Raw genomic sequence first — 18787 nt, forward strand, 5'->3', positions numbered from 1 at the left:
TCAGAACGCCATGATCTATACCCTCAAGTTCAATCTGCTGTAGACCCGAACTCACGCCCAAAGGGGACACCCATGACCCTCATCATGAGCCTTGTCGGGATGATGACGCTGATCGCCATCGCCCTGCTCTTCTCCTACGATCGCCGCGCGATCCGCCTGCGCACGGTGGTCGGTGCCTTCGCCATCCAGCTCGGCATCGGCGCCTTCGTGCTCTACGTGCCCTTCGGCAAGACGGTGCTCAAGACGCTGTCCGATGCCGTCACCCAGGTGCTGTTCTATGCCAACGATGGCATCGGCTTCGTCTTCGGCGGCCTGGCCGATATGGACAGCATCGGCTTCGTCTTCGCCATCAAGGTGCTGCCGGTCATCATCTTCTTCTCATCGCTGATCGCCGTGCTCTACTACATCGGGGTCATGCAGTGGGTCATCCGCATCCTCGGCGGTGCGCTGCAAAAGGCGCTGGGCACCTCGCGTACCGAGTCCCTCTCGGCCACCGCCAACATCTTCGTCGGCCAGACCGAGGCCCCGCTGGTGGTGCGCCCCTTCATCGCCCGCATGACGCCCTCGCAGCTGTTCGCGGTGATGTGCGGTGGCCTGGCCTCGGTGGCAGGCTCGGTGCTGGCCGGCTACGCCGCCATGGGGGTGCCCATGGAGTATCTGATCGCCGCCTCCTTTATGGCCGCGCCGGGCGGGCTGCTGTTCGCCAAGCTGATCATGCCCGAGACACGCGCCCCCGAAGACAGCATCTCGAAGATCGAAGAGGAGCAGGAGGAGGACGAGGACAGGCCCAGCAACGTGCTCGACGCGGCGGCCTCCGGCGCCTCCTCGGGCCTCAGGCTGGCCGCCAATGTCGGTGCCATGCTGCTGGCCTTTATCGGCCTGATCGCCCTGATCAACGGCATCCTCGGCGGCATCGGCGGCTGGTTCGACTTCGAGGCGCTGAGCCTGGAGTGGATCCTGGGCTGGCTGTTCTCACCCCTCGCCTTCCTGCTCGGCATCCCCTGGGAGGAGGCCACGCTTGCCGGCTCCTTTATCGGCCAGAAGATCGTGGTCAACGAGTTCGTGGCCTACATCAACCTGAGTCCCTATCTCAGCGGCGAGCAGGTGGTGGCCGCCACCGGCCAGGTCATGAGCGCCCATACCATGGCGATCCTCTCCTTCGCCCTGTGCGGCTTCGCCAACCTGTCATCGATCGCCATTCTGCTAGGCGGGCTGGGCGGCATCGCCCCGAGTCGCCGCCACGAGATCGCCCGTTTCGGCCTGAAGGCGGTGCTGGCCGGTACACTGTCCAATCTGATGTCAGCCTCCATCGCCGGATTCTTCATGGCCCTGTCGGCGCTGGGCTGACACCCGCTCTTCACCACGCCCGGGCCGCCCCGGGCGCCTAACCTTCACGACCTATCCTTCACGACCTATGGACGCGACCATGACCCACGATCTCAAGCGCACCGCACGCCAGGCCCTGGCGCTGATGGACCTGACCAGCCTCAACGACGACGACACCGATTCTCGCATCGAGTCGCTGTGCCGCCGCGCCCGCACCACCGCCGGCACCCCGGCGGCGATCTGCGTCTACCCCGCCTTCGTCACCACTGCCAAGCGTACTCTCAAGGCGCTGGACCTGGCGGACAGGATCCGGGTAGCCACGGTGACCAACTTCCCCCATGGCGGCGACGACATCATGGCCGCCGCCCGCGAGACCCGCGAGGCGGTCGCCGCCGGTGCCGATGAGGTGGATGTGGTATTTCCCTACCGCGCCCTGCTGGCCGGCGATGAGGAGACCGGCCGCGAGCTGGTCGCCTGCTGCCACCAGGCCGCCGGGGACGCGACCCTCAAGGTGATCCTGGAGACCGGCGAGCTCAAGCAGCCGGCGCTGATTCGTCGCGCCGCCGAGCTGGCCATCGAGGGCGGTGCCGACTTCCTCAAGACCTCCACCGGCAAGGTGGAGATCAACGCCACCCTCGAGGCCGCCGAGATCCTGCTGGAGACCATCAAGGCCAGCGCCCCCACGCTGCAGCGCAGCGTAGGCTTCAAGGCCGCCGGCGGTGTGCGCACCGTCGAGGATGCCCAGGCCTACCTGCAGCTGGCCGAGCGGGTGATGGGCGCCAACTGGATCACCCCGGCGCACTTCCGTTTCGGCGCCTCGGGCCTGCTCGACGACCTGCTGCACACGCTGGACCTGGCGGTGGCGCCGGTCGAGGGTCAGAAGGGGTACTGAGATGACCTCGCCGCTACCCCAGGAGCTGATCCGCGCCAAGCGTGACGGCCATGCCCTGGACGCCACTGCGATCGGCGAGCTGGTCAACGGCGTCGCCGACGGCCGGCTCTCCGATGCCCAGGTCGGTGCGCTGGCCATGGCGATCACCCTCAACGGCATGAACGAGGCCGAGACGGTAGCGCTGACCACCGCCATCCGCGACTCCGGCGTCATCCTGGCCTGGGACGACCTGCCCGGTCCGGTGCTCGACAAGCATTCCACCGGTGGCGTGGGCGATCTGGTCTCGCTGGTGCTGGGGCCCTGGGTCGCCGCCTGCGGCGGTCACGTACCGATGATTTCCGGCCGCGGCCTGGGCCACACCGGCGGTACCCTGGACAAGCTCGAGGCGATCCCGGGTTACGGCATCACCCCGGACACCGCCACCTTCCGCCGGCTGGTACGCGAGGTCGGGGTGGCCATCGTCGGTCAGAGCGGCGAGCTGGCTCCGTCGGACAAGCGCCTCTACGCCATCCGTGACGTCACCGCCACGGTGGAGTCGTTGCCGCTGATCGTTTCCTCGATCCTCGGCAAGAAGCTCGCCTGCGGGCTCGACGCCCTGGTGATGGACGTCAAGAGCGGTAGCGGCGCCTTCATGCCCACCCATGCCGCCTCCCTGGAGCTGGCCGCCTCGATCGCCAATGTCGCGACCCGCGCCGGCACGCCGACCACCGCACTGGTCACCGACATGAGCCAGCCGCTGGCCCCCTGCGCCGGCAATGCCCTGGAGGTGCACGAAGCGATCCTTGCGCTGACCGGCAAGCGGGGCGACAGCCGCCTGATGACGGTGACGCGCCGCCTGGCCCGTGAATTGCTGATCGCCGGACGCCTGGCCGACACCCCGGCCGCCGCCGAGGCCCGCCTCGAGGCCGCGCTGGCCTCGGGCGAGGCCGCCGACCGCTTCGCCCGCATGGTGGCAGGCCTGGGCGGCCCTGGTGACCTGCTCGATCACCCCGAACGACACCTGCCCCGAGCGCCGGTCACCCTGGCGGTGCCGGCCGAGCGCGCCGGCATCGTCCAGCGCCTGGACACCCGCGCCCTGGGGCTTGCGGTGGTCGAGCTGGGCGGTGGACGCCGCACCCCCGGCGCCGCCATCGACCCGGCAGTCGGCCTGAGCGAGGTGGCCGCCATCGGCGAGGCGGTCGACACCGAGCGTCCGCTGGCGCTTGTCCACGCCGCCAGCCATGACGCCGCCGAGCGCGCCGCGGCCCAGGTGCGTGCGGCCATGGTCGTGGGTGACGCCGCCGCCACGGCGCCGGCGCCGATCCATCAACGACTCCCGGGAGAGACCCCATGACTCACGGCAAGCATCGCCGCGCCATCGTACTAGTCCTCGACTCCTTCGGCATCGGCGCCGGCCCCGATGCGGAGCAGTTCGGCGATGCAGGCGCCGACACCCTGGGCCATATCGCCGCCGCCTGTGCCCGCGGCGAGTGCGAGCCTACCCAGGTCTCCACCGCCGGCCCGGAGGCGGCGCGCAGCGGACCGCTGTCGCTGCCGAACCTGGCGCGCCTGGGGCTGTTCCATGCCCATCATGCCGCCACCGGCGCCTGGGCCGAGGGGGTGACGCCGCCCACCGACGTGATCGGCGCCTGGGGGCATGCCGCCGAGATCTCCTCGGGCAAGGACACTCCCTCCGGCCACTGGGAGCTTGCCGGCGTGCCGGTACGCTTCGACTGGGGCTACTTCCTCGAGCGCGACAACAGCTTTCCCGAAGCGCTGCTGGAGGCGCTGGTCCGCGACGCCAACTTGCCCGGCGTGCTGGGCAACTGCCACGCCTCGGGCACCGATATCATCGCTCGCCTGGGCGCGGAGCATCTGGCGAGCGGCAAGCCGATCGTCTATACCTCGGCCGACTCGGTATTTCAGATCGCCGCCCACGAAGAGGCGTTCGGCCTCGAGCGACTCTACGCCCTGTGCGAGACGGCCCGGCGCCTGCTCGAGCCCTACAACATCGGCCGGGTCATCGCCCGCCCCTTCACGGGCGACGCAGCGACCGGCTTCACGCGCACCGGCAATCGGCGTGACTACAGCATCGAGCCGCCATCGCCCACGGTGCTGCAGAGGCTTCACGACGCCGGCGGAGAGGTGATCGCCATCGGCAAGATCGCCGATATCTACGCCCACTGCGGCATCTCGCGTACCCTCAAGGCCAGCGGCCATGAGGCCCTGATGGACGCCACCCTGGCGGCCCTCGATGATTCGGGCGACGAGCCGGTCGGCACCCTGGTGATGACCAATTTCGTCGACTTCGACACCCTCTACGGTCACCGCCGCGACGTCGCCGGCTACGCCGCGGCACTGGAGGCCTTCGACGCCCGGCTGCCCGAGCTGCTGGCCAGGCTCAAGCAGGACGATCTGCTGATTCTCACCGCCGACCATGGCTGCGACCCCACCTGGCGCGGCACCGAGCATACGCGCGAGCAGGTGCCGGTGCTGGCCCTGGGCGGCGGCCTGGCGCCCGGCCCCCTGGGGGCCCGTGACAGTTTCGCCGATATCGGTCAGAGCCTGGCCACCTGGCTCGGCTTGCCGGCCATGGATGACGGCGTAAATTTCCTTTCTTCCTGTTCTTCAGGCTCCAACGCTCAAGGAGAGTGCTGATGGCAACCCCGCATATCGACGCCGCCCCGGGCGACTTCGCCGACATCGTGCTGATGCCCGGCGACCCGTTGCGCGCCCAGTACATCGCCGAGACCTACCTGGCCGACGCCAGGCAGGTCAACCGCGTGCGCAACATGGCCGGCTACACCGGCACGTATCGCGGCCGCAGGGTCTCGGTCATGGGCCACGGCATGGGCATTCCATCGGTGTCGATCTACGCCAAGGAGCTGATCACCGAGTACGGCGTGACGCGACTGATCCGGGTCGGCTCCTGTGGCGCGGTGCGCGATGATGTGGCGCTGCGCGATGTGGTGATTGGCCTGGGGGCCTCTACCGACTCGGGCGTCAACCGTGCGCGCTTCGCCGGCATGGACTTCGCCGCCACCGCCGATTTCGCCCTGAGCCGTGCCCTGGTCGATGCCGCCGACAAGCTGGGCGTGACCACCCGCGTCGGCAACCTGTTCTCTGCCGATCTCTTCTACGACCCGCGCCCCGACACCGCCGAGCTGCTGCGGCGCTACGGGGTCGTCGGCGTGGAGATGGAGGCCGCCGGCCTCTACGGCGTGGCCGCCGAGTTCGGCGCCCGCGCGGCCACCATCTGCACGGTCTCGGACCATATCCTCAAGGGCGACTCGCTGGACAGCAGGGCCCGCGAGCGCAGCTTCGACGACATGATGCGGGTGGCGCTGGATGCCGTGCTGCTCGACGACCACCACCAAGGTGGCAGCGAGGCCGACGCATGAACACGCTGGATCCAAGCCTGATCGAGACGCTGGTGGCGGTACGCAACCGCGCCTACGCTCCCTACTCGCGGCATCCGGTGGGTGCCGTGGTGGTCAGCGAAAGCGGTAGCCGCTACGCCGGGGCCAACGTCGAGGTGGCCCACTACAAGGGGCTGTGCGCCGAGGCCTCCGCCATCGCCGCCATGGCCAGCGCCGGCGAACGGCGCCTGCGCGAGGTCTACGTGATCGGCCCCGGTCAGCAGCTGTGCACGCCCTGTGGCGACTGTCGCCAGCGCATCCGCGAGTTCGCCGACGAGCACACCCGTATCCGCGTGGTGGACGCCGACGGCAACCTGCTCAAGCAATACACCATGGCCGAACTGCTGCCCGACGCCTTCGGGCCCGAGAACCTGGAAAATTGAGAGCTTGAGGGCCTGAAAACCGAGTGCCGAGGCGCGCCAAGGCCAGGGGCAGCCGCCCCTCGCCTCAATCGGGGTCGGACGCCTCCTCGTGCCCCGGCCCCTCGGCGTGGACCCGCTCCACATCGACGATGCGCGAGCGGCTCATGACGATCTTCCAGCGCTGCAGGGTGGCGGGGGCACTGCCCTGGGTTTCGCGAATCACCAGATTGAAGAGGTGGCGTTTCTCCACCTCCTCACGCAGGACCTGGTCCCCCTCCCCCAGCCGGTAGACACGGCGACTGCTCTTGTCCATCAACCTGGCGATCGGCGACAGATCGAGTGTCAGGGTCTCGCGGGTGTGGTCGTAGCCGCTCAGGAAGCGGGTCGGCGACATCCGCGAGCTGGAGCGATAGTGCAGCACCACCTCCTCGCGCTGTGCCACGCTGCGCTTGCGCACACGCTTGATCTCATCGTCGAGGCGGTTGAAACGCTTGTAGTCGAACCACTCCAGCTGGCGCCCCACCACCTGGTCGCGAGTCGGATCCAGATATTGGCGACGCCACTTGGGGCGGCCACGACGCAGCAGCCGCCACAGGGTATTGCGCAGATCATCCTTGAACACCTCACGCAGGGCGTAGATGCCGGCCATGGCCAGCACGAAGAGCGCGGTGAGGTCGGCCAGCACGGTGCGGATCTCGAGCAGACCCAGGGAGACGAATATCATCACCACCGCGGTGGCCATCGCCTTTACCGCCTTCTGCTCGGCACCGCCCAGCTCCTGGTTCTTCTGCTTGAGTGTCACCGGATGCTCGATCAGCCGACGCAGCAGACGCATCTTGTTGGACATCCGCGTCGGGTCACGGGTCACCCGGGCGGAGTTGTACTCTCGCTCGCGGCGGTAGGCATCCTCGGCACGACTGATCTCCACCAGCCGTGCGCGTATCGGGCGAAAGCGTGACCCCCGGGGCAGGCCGGCGAGCAGCGCCAGCAGGCGCTGCTCGGTAAACCAGGAGAGGTAGTTGTCGATGGTGGCGAAATAGCGGTGCAGGCTCTCGTCACTGGGCTCCTGACGCCGCAGGCGGCTGAGAATGCTGACCGCCAGGTCGACATGCTCGGCCAGCCTGTGCTCCAGCTCCGACATCTGCTCGCTTTCCGACGCCTTCTGCGGCTGAGAACGCGGCTCGCAGGCGCGTCTATCGACGCCCCTGACCTGGGCGTCTCCCTCCTCCTCCCTCTCCCTCTCGGCCTTTTCCACCTTCTCGTCCTTCCTGGCGCGCCGCACATCATCGATCAGCGGCTGAATCGCGCCCTCCATGGCCACCACATACTGGTAGGCATAGAGGCTCAGGCTGAGCCGATAGTGCTCGGCATCGAGCTTGCCGCGCTCGGCCAGGCGGCTGAGTACCAGCGGCAGGCGATAGCGGTCGCTGAAGTAGGTACGCTTCACATAGATGGAGCCGTGATAGAAGTCCTCTTCGGGAATCACCTGACCGGTCAGGCCCAGCTCCCCCGGCACGAACAGAAAGAGATCGAGCCGGTGCGAGGTCTCCTCCTGCAGCACACGGGAAACCTTGAGGTGGAGACTGTCCTGACGTTCGACCTGAATCATGGGCGACTCACTCTAGGCTGGGCGACTAGCCCGGATCGGGCGAGCCGCCACTGCTGCTCGTCTGGTGGTGAGGGTCGGCGATGCCGGCACGCCCCGGGGCGCGACCGGATGCATCGCGCTCACTGGCCTGGTCGTCGCCGTACTCGCTGGCGCCATCCAGGCGGCCACCACCTCGCCCCTCCATGCTGACGCTGAGCCGTGGCACGCCGAGATCGACACCCTGGGCCTCCATGCGCTGCTTGAGCAGCAGGTTGAAGGCGCGGGAGACGTCCCACTGCATTTCGGGGGCGGTACGAAAGCGCATCCGTAGGATCGGACAGCCATCCTCGAAGGCGTGGATCCCCTGCATCTCCAGCGGCGACCAGATGTAGTGACGCATCATCGGGTCCTGACGCAGCGCCTGGGCGGTCTCCTGCATCAGGGTGATGGCGTCGTCGATCGGCATCGCGTAGGGGATGCGTATCTTCATCAGCGCGATGCCGAACTGCCGCGACATGTTGTGGATCGACTCGATGCGGCTGAAGGTGATGATATGCACGATGCCATCGAGGTCACGCAGGCGCACGGTGCGCAGCGTCAGCCCCTCCACCGTGCCCATATGGCCGTTGATCTTGACGAAGTCATCCACGGCCAGGGAGTCCTCGATCAGGATGAAGATGCCGGTGATCAGGTCCTGCACCAGCGTCTGGGCGCCGAAACCGAGCGCCAGGCCGATCACACCGGCACCGGCCAGCAGCGGCGTGACATTGACCCCCAGATTGGCCAGCCCGACGATGGCCGCGATGATCACGATGGTGGTGAAGATGACGTTGCGGATCATCGGCGTGATGGTCTGGGCACGGGCCTGATTGACACGCCGCCTACGGGAGCGCACCGAACTGGTCAGGGCGCGCTGGATGGCGGTGTCGGTGAAGATCCATGCCAGCCAGGCCAGCAGCAGGGTCAGGGCGATGGCCATCAGCGCCTGGCCGATACGGGCACTGGCGACCCCCTCGCTGCCGACGCCCAGCAGCGAGCCGCCCCACACCTGCAGGAACAGCTCGGCGAAGGCGACCCAGGCCGCAACATGGCCCAGTACATACCCGAAGCGCTCGAGGCGCACGCGATACTGGCTGACGCGACGCCGGCGCTGACGCCGCTTGCGCCGCTCGCCATGGCGACGCACCAGGCCGGTGACCACCAGTGCCAGCACCAGCAGTGCCGCCGAGATGATGAAGCGCGCCAGGGCGGTGCCCACGTCACCCCCGGTCACGAAGATCGCGACCAGCGAGCCACCCACCAGCAGCAGTGCGGGCACGTGCCACAGGCTGCCCAGCACCTGCACGATACTGGCACTGGCACCGGGTTCGCGGCGCTCACGCCAGGGCCGATTGCGGATGATATGTTCGATGGGCCGCTTGAACCGGAAGATGAAACGCACGCTGAGCAGCGCCGCCAGCATATTGGCCAGCACCGAGAGCAGGCCGGCCAGCTCGACACCGAGCAGCACGGTGAGGCGTCCGGAGTTGAAGGCATCTCCCAGCGCCACCAGGGCACCGATCACGAACAACGGACGCAACCCATGGTTCTGCACCAGCTGTACCGCCACGAAGCGATGCCCCCGGGTAAACTCCGAGATAAAGGTTTCTACCACCACCGACAGGGTGCGACCACACAGCGCGACATAGGCCACCACCAGTGCCAGCACGCGCCCGCTGCTGGGCGGCACCAGCTGGCCCACCCCCAACACCAGCACGAAGGCCAGGGCCCAGGGCAGCATGCGACGCAGGAAGTGCACACTGAGCAGCCAGGCACGCGGCTCCCGGGGCAGGTCCAGGGGCCAGCCGCGACGCCTGGCCAGCAATCGCCCGAGGGCGATCAGGATCACCAGCAGCCCACCCCAGATCATCAACAGCACCATGGCTTCGATCGTGAAGCGAATCAGGTCGGCGTTACCGGTCTCGGCCACCAGGGCGCTCAGGTCATGCCAGCCCTGGTTGAGCTGCGCCTTCCAGTGTGCCACCGGTGACGCGTCCCCTTCGGCCTGCTGGCCCAGGTCGCTGATGGTCTCCGCCAGGGCCCCGAGCAGTCCCTCCCGCGGGGCGATGCCGTGCTCCTCGACTGACTCGCCATGCACGCTCTGCAGGTCCTGCAGGCTCTCCAGCAGCTGGCCACGCCGCTCGGCATCCTCGAGGGTGGCGATGATACGCTGCAGCGACTCCTGGAAGGCCTGGGGGTCATGCTGCTGCTGATCCTCCGCGGAGGTCACCAGGCCCGGCAGGTTGACCGACTGCGCCTGAGCGGATGCCACGGGCAGCAGCCAGGCGGCAAGACTCAGCAGGAGTCCAAGCAGTAACGCCCAGGTGGTTGCGTATAGGCCGGGGCAGCGGTAGGGGTACATCACACCTCCATGTCGATGGGTAAGCGAGGCGCCGTAGGCAGAGGTCAGTATGATACGCTCCCAGACGCTCCCATGTGACGCACAGGATGCCGCCATGACGCCACTATCGCCACCCGAGCCCACGACTCACGAGGGCAAAACCCGCCGCGTGGGTGTCGAGATCGAGTTTGCGGGCCTGCCACCTCAGGATACCGCCAACGTGGTGTGCGCCCTGTTCGGCGGCGAGGTCAAGGCGCTCAGTCCCCACCGTCTCAAGGTGGAAGAAACTCGCTGGGGCACCTTCACCATCGAGCTAGACACCCAGTATGCCCATCCCGACACGGAAGTGCTGGATGCCATGCCCAGCGGCGAGAGTGAATGGGAGCGTCACCGCCATCAGATGCGAGTCGACCTGCATAGCCGCGCCCGGGAGCTGATCGGCGATGTGGTCATCGGCCTGGTGCCCACCGAGATCGTCTGTCCACCGATTCCCTGGAATGAACTCGAACAGCTCGATGCGCTGTTCGCGGCGCTGCGTAAGCATGGCGCCAAGGGAACCGACGACAGCCTGCTCTATGGCTTCGGTCTGCACCTCAACCCCGAGGTCCCCAGTCTCGAAGTCGACAGCCTGCTCGACCACCTGCGCGCCTATCTGCTCACCGCCGAGTGGCTGCGTGAGCAGATCGACGTCGATATCACCCGTGAGGTCCTGCCCCACGCCAACCCCTTTCCCAAGGCCTACGCCCTGAAAATACTGGCGGCGGACTACACCCCGGATATTGATACCCTGATCCGCGACTATCTGGCCGACAACCCGACCCGTAACCGCGAGCTCGACATGACCCCGCTGTTCGCCCACCTGCGGCCCGACTACCCCCATGGACTGTTTCGCAACAAGCTGGTCAAGGGGCGTCCCACCTTCCACTACAGGCTGCCCGACGCGCGACTCTCACAGCCCGACTGGGGCTCGGCGGTCGAGTGGAACCGCTGGCTGGAGGTGGAGAAGCTGGCCGCCGACACCGACACACTCAGGCGCCGCTCCGCCGGCTATGTGGCCAAGCACACCCGCTCGCCGCTCACTCGGCTGTGGCTGAACCTGCGCCGCTGGGTGAAGGCATCATGAGCAAGCGTCCACTGATCGGCATCACCACCTCGGATCGCAAGAGTCATACCGCCTGGCTCTTCGACTGGTTTGCGGTATGGCGCCACGGCGGCCGCCCTCTTCGACTATCGCCCTCAAGGCCCTGGCCGGAACACCTCGACGGCCTGATCATCGGTGGTGGTGACGACATCCAGGCCCACCTCTATGACGCCGAGGTGCAGATCGACGTGCGTGTCGACCCGCAGCGCGACGAGCTGGAGCTGGAACTGCTCGAGACCTTTATCCCCCGAGGCACACCGGTGCTCGGCATCTGCCGTGGCGCCCAGCTGATCAACGTCTACCTGGGCGGCACCCTGGACCCGGATATCTACACCACTCACGAGGGGCTCAAGCGGCGCCGCACCGTGCTGCCGCGCAAGACCGTGGATATCGTGGGGGACAGCCAGCTGCATCGCATCCTGGGGGTCAGCTGGTGTCGCATCAACAGCCTGCACCACCAGGCCGTCAGGCAGGCCGGGCACGGCATCGAAATCGTCGCCCGGGATCGCGATGGCCTGGTGCAGGGCATCGAGTCTCGCGAGCACGACTTCCTGATCGGCGTGCAGTGGCACCCGGAGTGGCTGATCTTCAACCGCCCCCAGCAGCGTCTGATCCGTGCCCTGGCGAAGGCGGCAATGCGCCGCCGCCGTGAGGCCGAATCCCCCGCCTGAGGCGACGACGACAAGGCGGCGTCTTGGTGGCCACGATAACAACGCCGGGACCGCCATTCGGCAGCCCCGGCGTGATAGTTACCGCTTAGGGCGGTAACTATGTTTCGCAGAGTGTTCCGGAGAGGCGCTCCGTCACTCTTTCAGTGTCGCCTCCAGGGTGATCCTGGCGGTCAGCAGCTTGGAGATCGGGCAGTTCTCCTTGGCGCCGTTGGCCGCCTCCTCGAAGGCCGCCTGATCGGCACCCGGCACGCGGCCCACGGTGGTCAGGTGGACATCGGTGACCGTCAGGCTGTCCGGATCCAGGGTCACCTTGGCCTGGGTGTCGATGCTGTCGGCGGTGTAGCCCGCCTCGCCCAGCACTAGCGACAATGCCATGGAGAAACAGCCCGCATGGGCGGCCCCGATCAGCTCTTCGGGGTTGGTGCCCTCGGCACCCTCGAAGCGGCGGCGAAAGTCATAGGGCGTCTCCTTGAGTGCGCCGCTACCGGTGGAGAGCGAGCCGCCCCCCTCCTTAAGGCTACCCTTCCACTGTGCACTTGCGGTGTTCTCGATGCTCATGACGTCTCCTTATACTTGGCTCATGTGAGTCGGTCGATCATCCTTCACCATAGACTATGGGGATGAGAGCCTCTTACAGCAACCAGTCGTCATCGATCTGCCCCCGCAGCCTGGCGAGGGCCGTGCTGAGCCCAGCATGGCCCTCCTCGCGCAGCGCCGCCATATTGCGCTCGGGTATCGCCTCGGGGTCGGGGTAGTGAGCCAGTGCCTGCTCCAGCCCCGCCTCGCGCAGCAGGTGCAGCATCGGCAGGGGTGAGCGGTTGGTGAAGTTGGCGGGATCCTCCGGCTCGGCATCCGCGAAACAGTAGTCCGGATGAAAGCTGGCTAGCTGATAGACCCCTTCATAGCCCTGGTCCACCAGCAGCGCCTCCGCTATCTCGAGAAAATCCAGGTAGTCATCGAAGGCCGCTAGCCCCGGTGTCAGCACCACCAGGGTCGTCTCGATGCCGGGCGTCTCGTCGAGACGCTCACATTCGGCCACCAGCGCCAGCAGGGCAGGCTCCCAGTCGCTGGCATCCTGTACCACATAGCGGATGGTGTCGCGGGCCACCTCTCGGCCGGCAAAGGGGCAGATATTGCGGGCGACCACGAAGGTCTCCACCCACTGGCGGGTCGCGGCAAGGGGATCAACGGCTGGGGTCATGGTCGGCTCGCTGGGGGAGTGAGCCGGCAGTATAGCGCAGCGGCGGCTCGCCTCGATGTCGGCCGTAGGTCTCTCAACCGCCTCCCCTGCTCATGGCGCCGGGTCACCCTCTCCCCCGCGACGCGAGGCCAGGCGGTCCGCCAGCCGAGTCGGCTCCGGCAGCTTGGTACGCCGCAGACACGCCGTCACCCACTCGAGGGCCGTGGGCAACGAGACCCGGTGCCCGGTGGAGACGAAGATCGGCTTCACCCTGGGCCGCGAGCGCAGCACCGCCGCGATCACCTCATCGTCAGGACCGTCGACCAGCGGCGTCCACTCTCCCCGTTCGTCGCCCGGCTCGGCGTGACGACCACACAGCCGCGACTTGGCCACGCCGATGGTCGGCAGGTCGAGCCACAGCCCCAGGTGACTGGCCACCCCGAGCCGCCGCGGATGCGCGATGCCCTGGCCGTCCACCATCACCAGATCCGGTCGTACGCTCAACCGCTCGAATGCCGCCAGCGCCGCCGGCACCTCTCGAAACGACAACAGCCCCGGGATATAGGGCATCCGCGTCGGCTCGCGATGGACCACCCGCTCCACCACCGAGAGTTCACCGCCGGCCTCCGGCGGCCAGGCCAGCACCACCACGGCGGCTCGGGTGATCTCGCCGCCCTGTTCGAAGCCGATATCCACGCCGGCGAGATGGCGCACCTCGGCCAGGCGATCCTCCCGTTCGATACGCCCGGCCAGGCGCTTCTGCAGGCTGATAGCCGCCGCCGGGGCGAGGTTCCAATCGTGAAGGGGATTGAGTGACATGGGGACTCCTGTTCCACAGGATGAGGAGCGCTGGAGACAAGCCGAAGAGGAGGTCCTACGCCAGGGATGGCGTCGGTAGCGCCCAAGGAGGGGTTCACAGCGCCTCCTCGTCGGTCCGGCGCTCCGGGGCTTGTCGCCAGGTCAGCTCCGATGAGAACCCTCAGCGTGCTTCTGAACAGCGGCTCTGGAGTCACGTAGACTAACGCCTTCGGGACGCTGGATGGAAAGGGAGACCACCATGAAGTTGATTCACACCGCCGACTGGCACCTGGGCCAGAGCTTTCATGGCCAGGAACGCCACACCGAACACCGCGCCTTCCTGAGCTGGCTGCTCGACACCCTGGAGGAGCGTCAGGCCGACGCCCTGCTGGTGGCCGGCGATCTCTTCGATGTGGTCAATCCCTCGCTGCGCGCCCAGGAGCTGCTGTTCAACTTTATCGTCTCCGCCCATGAGCGGCTGCCGGCCCTGGATATCGTGCTGATTGCCGGCAATCACGACAGCGGCAACCGCATCGAGCTACCCGCCCCACTGATGCGCCGCCTGCGCACCCACGCCCTGGGCCGGGTCAGCTGGCTGGACGACGGCACCCTCGACGCCGAACGCCTGCTGGTGCCGCTCACCGGCGCCTCGGGCGAGACGCGTGCCTGGTGCCTCGCCCTGCCCTTCCTGCGCCCCGCCGAGGTGACCGGCGCGGCGCTGGCGAACGACGACGACGGTCCCGACGATACCCCCAACGACTATGTTGCCGGCATCACCCGGGTGCACCGACAGCTGATCGAGGCCGCCGGAAAGTGCCGCGAGCCGGGCCAGGCGCTGGTCGCCATGAGCCACGCCCACCTGCACGGCGCCGCGGTGTCCGAGGCCAGTGAGCGCCCCATCGTGATCGGCGGCGAGGAGTCGATCTCCGCCGCCCTGTTCCCGAACTCTATCGCCTACGTTGCCCTGGGCCACCTGCACCGCGCCCAGCAAGTCGGCGAGGCACGCATCCGCTACAGCGGCAGCCCCCTGCCGCTGGACTTCAGCGAGGTGGCCTATCCCCACCAGGTGGTGGAGGTGACCCTGGCGGGCGAGGCCCTGGATGAGATCCAGACGATTCCCGTGCCCCGCCCGGTGGCCATGCACCGCGTCGGACCCGCGCCGCTGGAGCAGGTGCTGGCCGAGCTCGAGGCCCTGGAGGATGACCATGCACAACCCGGCGCTCGGGGGCGGGAGCGGCCGAGAGACCTGTGGCCCTGGCTGGAGGTGCGCGTGGAGCTCGACTCACCGACCCCCGATCTGCGTGCCCGCGTCGAGGCCGCCCTCGAGGGCAAGGCGCTGCGCCTGCTGCGCCTCGAGCGCCGCCTGCCCCGGGTCGAAGACGACGACCAGAGGGCCCGAGTCGACCTGGAGACCCTGGGCCCGCGCCGGCTCTTCGAGCGCACCTGGGAGAAACGCTGGGGTCAGCCGCCGGAGGAGGACGTGCTCGCCGACTTCGACCGCCTGCGCCAGGACGTGCTCGACGCCGATGCCACTTCGGACGACAACACCTTGGCTGAACAGTCACCAACCGAGGAGGCTCGCTCATGAGAATCCTCGCCCTGCGCCTGGAGAACCTGGCCTCCCTGCCCGGCCCCCTCGAGCTCGACTTCACCACGCCCCCCCTCGGCGAGGCCGGCCTGTTCGCCATCACCGGCCCCACCGGAGCCGGCAAGAGCACCCTGCTCGACGCCCTGTGCCTGGCGCTCTACGGCGGTACACCGCGGCTGCGCCAGGCACCGGCCCGGGACAGCCAGGTCGACGACACCCCAGATTCCACGCTGACCACCAGTGACCCGCGCACCCTGCTGCGCCGGGGCACCGCCTCGGGCTTCGCCGAGGTGGACTTCATGGGCCGCGACGGGCGCCGCTACCGCGCCCGCTGGGCGGTGCGTCGCGCCAGGGAGAGGGTCACCGGCAAGTTGCAGAAGGCCGAGCAGTCGCTGCGCGACCTCGAGGATGACCGCCTGCTCACGACCCAGAAGCGTGAATTCGATCGTCTGCTGCCGGAGCGCCTGGGACTCACCTTCGACCAGTTCACCCGCGCCGTGTTGCTCGCCCAGAGCGAGTTCGCCGCCTTCCTGCAGGCCGACGACAACGCCCGCAGCGACCTGCTGGAACGCCTGACCGGCACGCATGAATACTCCGAGATCTCGATGGCCGCCTACCACCGCGCCAGCCAGGCAAGAAAGGGAGTGGAGGCGTTGGAAACGCGGCTCGCCGAGGACCTGCCCGCCACGCCGGAGATCCGCGCCGAGCTGGAGCACGCCGCCCAGGTCAGCCGCCAGGCACTGAACGATCTGCAGAAGCAGGCGGAGTCACTCAAGAGCGAGCAACGCTGGCTCCATGAGGACGCCCGGCTGCACGAAGGCTATCGGGACGGCCATGCCGAGCAGCAGGCCGCCGAGCATGCGTGGCAGGCCCTCGCCGAGCAGCGTGCCGACCGTGACTGGCGTCGGCTGATCGCCCCGAAGCGCCATGCCCTCGCCCGTCATGCCGAGCTGCCCGGCGAGATCGCCGAACTGCAGTCGACCCACACCAGGACCGTCACGGCTCGCGACACCGCCGACGCCGAGCAGCAGACTGCAGGCACGGCGCTCGAACGGGCCGAGCAGGCCATGAACGAGGCGCGTGAGAGCTACCGCCGCGCCGAGCCCGAGCTGCGCCAGGCCCGCGAACAGGCCCAGAGCCTGGCGACTCTGGATCAGCGCCTCGAGGAGCTGCAAGCGGCACGCGACAAGCAGCAACGACTCGCCAACGACATCACGGAGCAGCACCGTCACGCCCAAGCCAGCCAGCATGAGCGTCAGCGCCAGCGCGACGAGTGGCAGGCAAGGCTACACGAGCTGATGGGCACTCACACCGACCTCGACGCCGCCCGCCAGGCCTGCCAGCAGGCCCATGACCGGGCGGCCCAGCGTCATCTCGCCCTGGAGGAGCTAGGCAGCCGCTGGCAGGAGCTCACTCGCGCCCAGCAGGCCCACCAGAGGCTCGCCACCCAGCTGGGGCAGGAGCGCGACCGCCGCGACAAGTTGCTGGCAGAGGGTCAGGCCGCCCGTGAGCGCCTCGACCGTACCCAGGCACACTTCACCACCGTCTCCGCACTGGTCGAACGCAGCCGCGCGGTGCGCAGCGAGAGCGTGATACGCCTGCGCGAGGCCCTCGAGGAGGACACTCCCTGCCCGGTCTGCGGCGGCCTCGACCACCCCTGGCGGCACCACCCGCCGTCAACGCCGGAGGCCGCCCAGCTCGTCGCCCAGCAGCAGGAGGAGAGCCGTCAGCTGGAGGAGGCGCGCAGCGCCCTGGATACCGCCCAGCAGCAACGCGATGAGCTGGTCGGCGACTATCGCGCCCTGGAACGCTCCCTCAAGCAGCTGAATCACGACCTCAAGGCCGCCGAACAGTGGCGCGACGACACCCTCCAGGCGCTGACCAGGCATTCGCTTTGCGGGGAACTCGAGGCCATCGACGAACCCGAGCGCGACGCCTGGCTACAGGCCCAGCGCCGGCAGAGCGAAGAGCAGCGCCACCGGCAGCGCCAGTCGCTGGAAGCCCTGAACCGCGCCAGCGCCGAACTGACCCCACTGGAGAAGGCCCTCCACGAGGGGCAGCTCGCGCTGGCCCGCCTGGAGACCGAAACAACCAGCGCCACCAAGCGGCTGGCCGAGCTCGACGCCCAGCTGCCTCCGCTGCGCCAGCAACGCGACACGCTCGCGCGGACCCTTGCCGAGTGTCTCGGCGAACACGCCTCGCCCGACGCCTGGCAGCAGCGACTCGACGCGCACCAGGAGAGCGCCCGCCGGGCCTATGACGGCGCCCTGGCCCGGCTGCATCAGGCCCAGCGTGAGCAGCAGCGGCTTGCCCAGCAGACAGAGCACGAGGCCAGACAGCTGGAGCAGCAAAAGCGGGAACAACAGCGCCTGACTCAGGAGCTCGACGCCTGGCGCCAGGCAAATCCCGAGCTGACCGATGCCACCCTCACCCGGCTGCTCGCCCAGACAGAAGAAGCGGCTCGCGAGGAGGAGCGGAGGATCGAGGCAGCCGATGCCCGGCGCCAGCGCGCCACCGCCACGCTGGCGGAGCGCCGCACCGCCCTGCTGAATCATCGCCGCGGACAGGAGCTGGTCGAGGACGAGAGCCTTGAAGGCAACGACCAGGCGTTGCTGAACGAGGCCGTGACCGCCGAGCTGCAGCGACGCCAGGAAGCACTGGAACAGGCCCAGGCCGAGCTCGCCCCCAGGCTGGAGGCGGCCCAGAAGGCGCGGGACGAGGCCGCCTTCGCACTCAACGATGATGATCGCCGGCGCGAGCGCCAGCAGGCCGGGCAGAGCGAACTGGAGGCCGCCCGGGCCGAGTACCGTCGCTGGGGGCGTATCAGCGAGCTGATCGGCTCCGCCGACGGCAAGGTATTCCGGCGCATCGCCCAGGCCTACAACCTGGAGCAGCTGCTCGAGCACGCCAACGCCCATCTGGCGGGCCTGAGCCGCCGCTATCGACTGGTTCGCGGCGGCAGCGAGCTGGGGCTGCTGGTGGTGGATCTGGACATGGCCGACGAGCGCCGCTCGGTGCACTCGCTCTCCGGCGGCGAGACCTTCCTGGTCTCGCTGGCCCTCGCCTTGGGGCTCGCCTCCATGGCCTCGGGCGAGCTCACCATCGAGTCGCTATTTATCGACGAGGGCTTCGGCAGCTTAGACCCACAGTCGCTGGCGCTGGCCATGGAAGCACTGGATGGCCTGCAGGCCCTGGGCCGCCGGGTCGGCGTGATCTCCCACGTGCAGGAGATGCACGAACGCATCTCGGTACAGATCCAGGTGGAGCCTCAGGGCAACGGCACCAGCCGGGCGAAGCTAGTCAACCAGTAAAGGTAGAGAAACGGCTCGCTAAGGTGGATAAACTCATCGTCAGCGAGCCGGTTTTACCTGCATCGAGTAGGTAACTTTCGGCCATAAGCTGTCATTCAGAAAAATGAAAAAGAACATCTATATGATAGCTCAACAACATTAAAGCTAGACTT

At 68.0% G+C, this 18787-nt stretch carries 15 protein-coding genes; 10 read left to right on the forward strand and 5 right to left on the reverse strand.

Annotated features, from left to right (window positions below):
- Positions 1-72 precede the first annotated feature (72 nt).
- The 6 genes from RM463_RS13960 (at position 73) to cdd (ending at position 5999) form a co-directional block, all read left to right on the forward strand.
- Positions 73-1347 (forward strand): NupC/NupG family nucleoside CNT transporter, encoded by a 1275-nt coding sequence (locus tag RM463_RS13960; RefSeq protein WP_311430316.1) that lies wholly within the window; start codon positions 73-75, stop codon positions 1345-1347.
- 67 nt (positions 1348-1414) lie between these two features.
- Entirely contained in the window at positions 1415-2218 is an 804-nt protein-coding gene (gene deoC / locus RM463_RS13965) for a deoxyribose-phosphate aldolase (RefSeq protein WP_409228801.1), read from the forward strand.
- A 1-nt stretch (position 2219) separates the two neighbouring features.
- Complete coding sequence (gene deoA, locus RM463_RS13970) at positions 2220-3551, forward strand: thymidine phosphorylase (RefSeq protein WP_311430318.1); 1332 nt, start codon at positions 2220-2222, stop codon at positions 3549-3551.
- Positions 3548-4855, forward strand: coding sequence for a phosphopentomutase (locus RM463_RS13975; RefSeq protein WP_311430319.1), 1308 nt, complete (start codon positions 3548-3550; stop codon positions 4853-4855). The genes deoA and RM463_RS13975 overlap by 4 nt, the downstream gene beginning before the upstream one ends.
- A complete protein-coding gene (gene deoD / locus RM463_RS13980) occupies positions 4855-5598 on the forward strand; it encodes a purine-nucleoside phosphorylase (RefSeq protein ID WP_311430320.1) in 744 nt (247 codons plus the stop codon). Before RM463_RS13975 ends, deoD begins: the two co-directional genes overlap by 1 nt.
- The gene (cdd, locus tag RM463_RS13985; RefSeq protein WP_311430321.1) at positions 5595-5999 is read left to right on the forward strand and encodes a cytidine deaminase; all 405 of its coding nucleotides are present in this window, start codon (positions 5595-5597) and stop codon (positions 5997-5999) included. The genes deoD and cdd overlap by 4 nt, the downstream gene beginning before the upstream one ends.
- A gap of 64 nt (positions 6000-6063) precedes the next feature.
- Here the strand turns inward: cdd and RM463_RS13990 are convergent, their stop codons facing one another.
- Together RM463_RS13990 and RM463_RS13995 are read right to left on the reverse strand one after the other, a co-directional pair.
- Positions 6064-7587 (reverse strand): hypothetical protein, encoded by a 1524-nt coding sequence (locus RM463_RS13990; RefSeq protein WP_311430322.1) that lies wholly within the window; start codon positions 7585-7587, stop codon positions 6064-6066.
- Between the two features lie 25 nt (positions 7588-7612).
- Positions 7613-9967, reverse strand: coding sequence for a mechanosensitive ion channel domain-containing protein (locus tag RM463_RS13995; RefSeq protein WP_311430323.1), 2355 nt, complete (start codon positions 9965-9967; stop codon positions 7613-7615).
- A gap of 94 nt (positions 9968-10061) precedes the next feature.
- On the opposite strand from RM463_RS13995, the gene RM463_RS14000 reads away from it, so the two are divergent.
- Together RM463_RS14000 and RM463_RS14005 are read left to right on the forward strand one after the other, a co-directional pair.
- Positions 10062-11069 (forward strand): amidoligase family protein, encoded by a 1008-nt coding sequence (locus RM463_RS14000; RefSeq protein WP_311430324.1) that lies wholly within the window; start codon positions 10062-10064, stop codon positions 11067-11069.
- Positions 11066-11758: a gamma-glutamyl-gamma-aminobutyrate hydrolase family protein gene (locus RM463_RS14005; RefSeq protein ID WP_311430325.1), complete on the forward strand. Its 693-nt coding sequence runs from the start codon at positions 11066-11068 to the stop codon at positions 11756-11758. The genes RM463_RS14000 and RM463_RS14005 overlap by 4 nt, the downstream gene beginning before the upstream one ends.
- 132 nt (positions 11759-11890) lie before the next feature.
- Here RM463_RS14005 and RM463_RS14010 read toward each other — a convergent pair whose 3' ends face one another.
- From RM463_RS14010 to nfi, 3 genes are all read right to left on the reverse strand, one after another.
- The gene (locus RM463_RS14010; RefSeq protein ID WP_299231182.1) at positions 11891-12316 is read right to left on the reverse strand and encodes an OsmC family protein; all 426 of its coding nucleotides are present in this window, start codon (positions 12314-12316) and stop codon (positions 11891-11893) included.
- A 73-nt stretch (positions 12317-12389) separates the two neighbouring features.
- Entirely contained in the window at positions 12390-12959 is a 570-nt protein-coding gene (locus RM463_RS14015; protein ID WP_311430326.1) for a DUF1415 domain-containing protein, read from the reverse strand.
- A gap of 90 nt (positions 12960-13049) precedes the next feature.
- The gene (nfi, locus tag RM463_RS14020; protein WP_311430327.1) at positions 13050-13757 is read right to left on the reverse strand and encodes a deoxyribonuclease V; all 708 of its coding nucleotides are present in this window, start codon (positions 13755-13757) and stop codon (positions 13050-13052) included.
- Between the two features lie 238 nt (positions 13758-13995).
- On the opposite strand from nfi, the gene RM463_RS14025 reads away from it, so the two are divergent.
- Positions 13996-15324: an exonuclease SbcCD subunit D C-terminal domain-containing protein gene (locus RM463_RS14025; protein ID WP_311430328.1), complete on the forward strand. Its 1329-nt coding sequence runs from the start codon at positions 13996-13998 to the stop codon at positions 15322-15324.
- Positions 15321-18635, forward strand: coding sequence for an AAA family ATPase (locus tag RM463_RS14030; protein ID WP_311430329.1), 3315 nt, complete (start codon positions 15321-15323; stop codon positions 18633-18635). The genes RM463_RS14025 and RM463_RS14030 overlap by 4 nt, the downstream gene beginning before the upstream one ends.
- Positions 18636-18787: the final 152 nt, after the last annotated feature.

Source organism: Halomonas sp. LES1 (assembly GCF_031846005.1).
GTDB lineage: Bacteria > Pseudomonadota > Gammaproteobacteria > Pseudomonadales > Halomonadaceae > Halomonas.

Bases quoted from the DNA above. Each gene is read 5' to 3' on its own strand.
- nfi (WP_311430327.1), bottom strand. From the start codon at position 13,757: ATGTCACTCAATCCCCTTCACGATTGGAACCTCGCCCCGGCGGCGGCT.
- deoD (WP_311430320.1), top strand. From the start codon at position 4,855: ATGGCAACCCCGCATATCGACGCCGCCCCGGGCGACTTCGCCGACATC.
- RM463_RS14000 (WP_311430324.1), top strand. From the start codon at position 10,062: ATGACGCCACTATCGCCACCCGAGCCCACGACTCACGAGGGCAAAACC.
- RM463_RS13960 (WP_311430316.1), top strand. From the start codon at position 73: ATGACCCTCATCATGAGCCTTGTCGGGATGATGACGCTGATCGCCATC.
- RM463_RS13975 (WP_311430319.1), top strand. From the start codon at position 3,548: ATGACTCACGGCAAGCATCGCCGCGCCATCGTACTAGTCCTCGACTCC.
- cdd (WP_311430321.1), top strand. From the start codon at position 5,595: ATGAACACGCTGGATCCAAGCCTGATCGAGACGCTGGTGGCGGTACGC.
- RM463_RS14030 (WP_311430329.1), top strand. From the start codon at position 15,321: ATGAGAATCCTCGCCCTGCGCCTGGAGAACCTGGCCTCCCTGCCCGGC.
- RM463_RS14005 (WP_311430325.1), top strand. From the start codon at position 11,066: ATGAGCAAGCGTCCACTGATCGGCATCACCACCTCGGATCGCAAGAGT.
- deoC (WP_409228801.1), top strand. From the start codon at position 1,415: ATGGACGCGACCATGACCCACGATCTCAAGCGCACCGCACGCCAGGCC.
- deoA (WP_311430318.1), top strand. From the start codon at position 2,220: ATGACCTCGCCGCTACCCCAGGAGCTGATCCGCGCCAAGCGTGACGGC.
- RM463_RS14010 (WP_299231182.1), bottom strand. From the start codon at position 12,316: ATGAGCATCGAGAACACCGCAAGTGCACAGTGGAAGGGTAGCCTTAAG.
- RM463_RS13995 (WP_311430323.1), bottom strand. From the start codon at position 9,967: ATGTACCCCTACCGCTGCCCCGGCCTATACGCAACCACCTGGGCGTTA.
- RM463_RS14025 (WP_311430328.1), top strand. From the start codon at position 13,996: ATGAAGTTGATTCACACCGCCGACTGGCACCTGGGCCAGAGCTTTCAT.
- RM463_RS13990 (WP_311430322.1), bottom strand. From the start codon at position 7,587: ATGATTCAGGTCGAACGTCAGGACAGTCTCCACCTCAAGGTTTCCCGT.
- RM463_RS14015 (WP_311430326.1), bottom strand. From the start codon at position 12,959: ATGACCCCAGCCGTTGATCCCCTTGCCGCGACCCGCCAGTGGGTGGAG.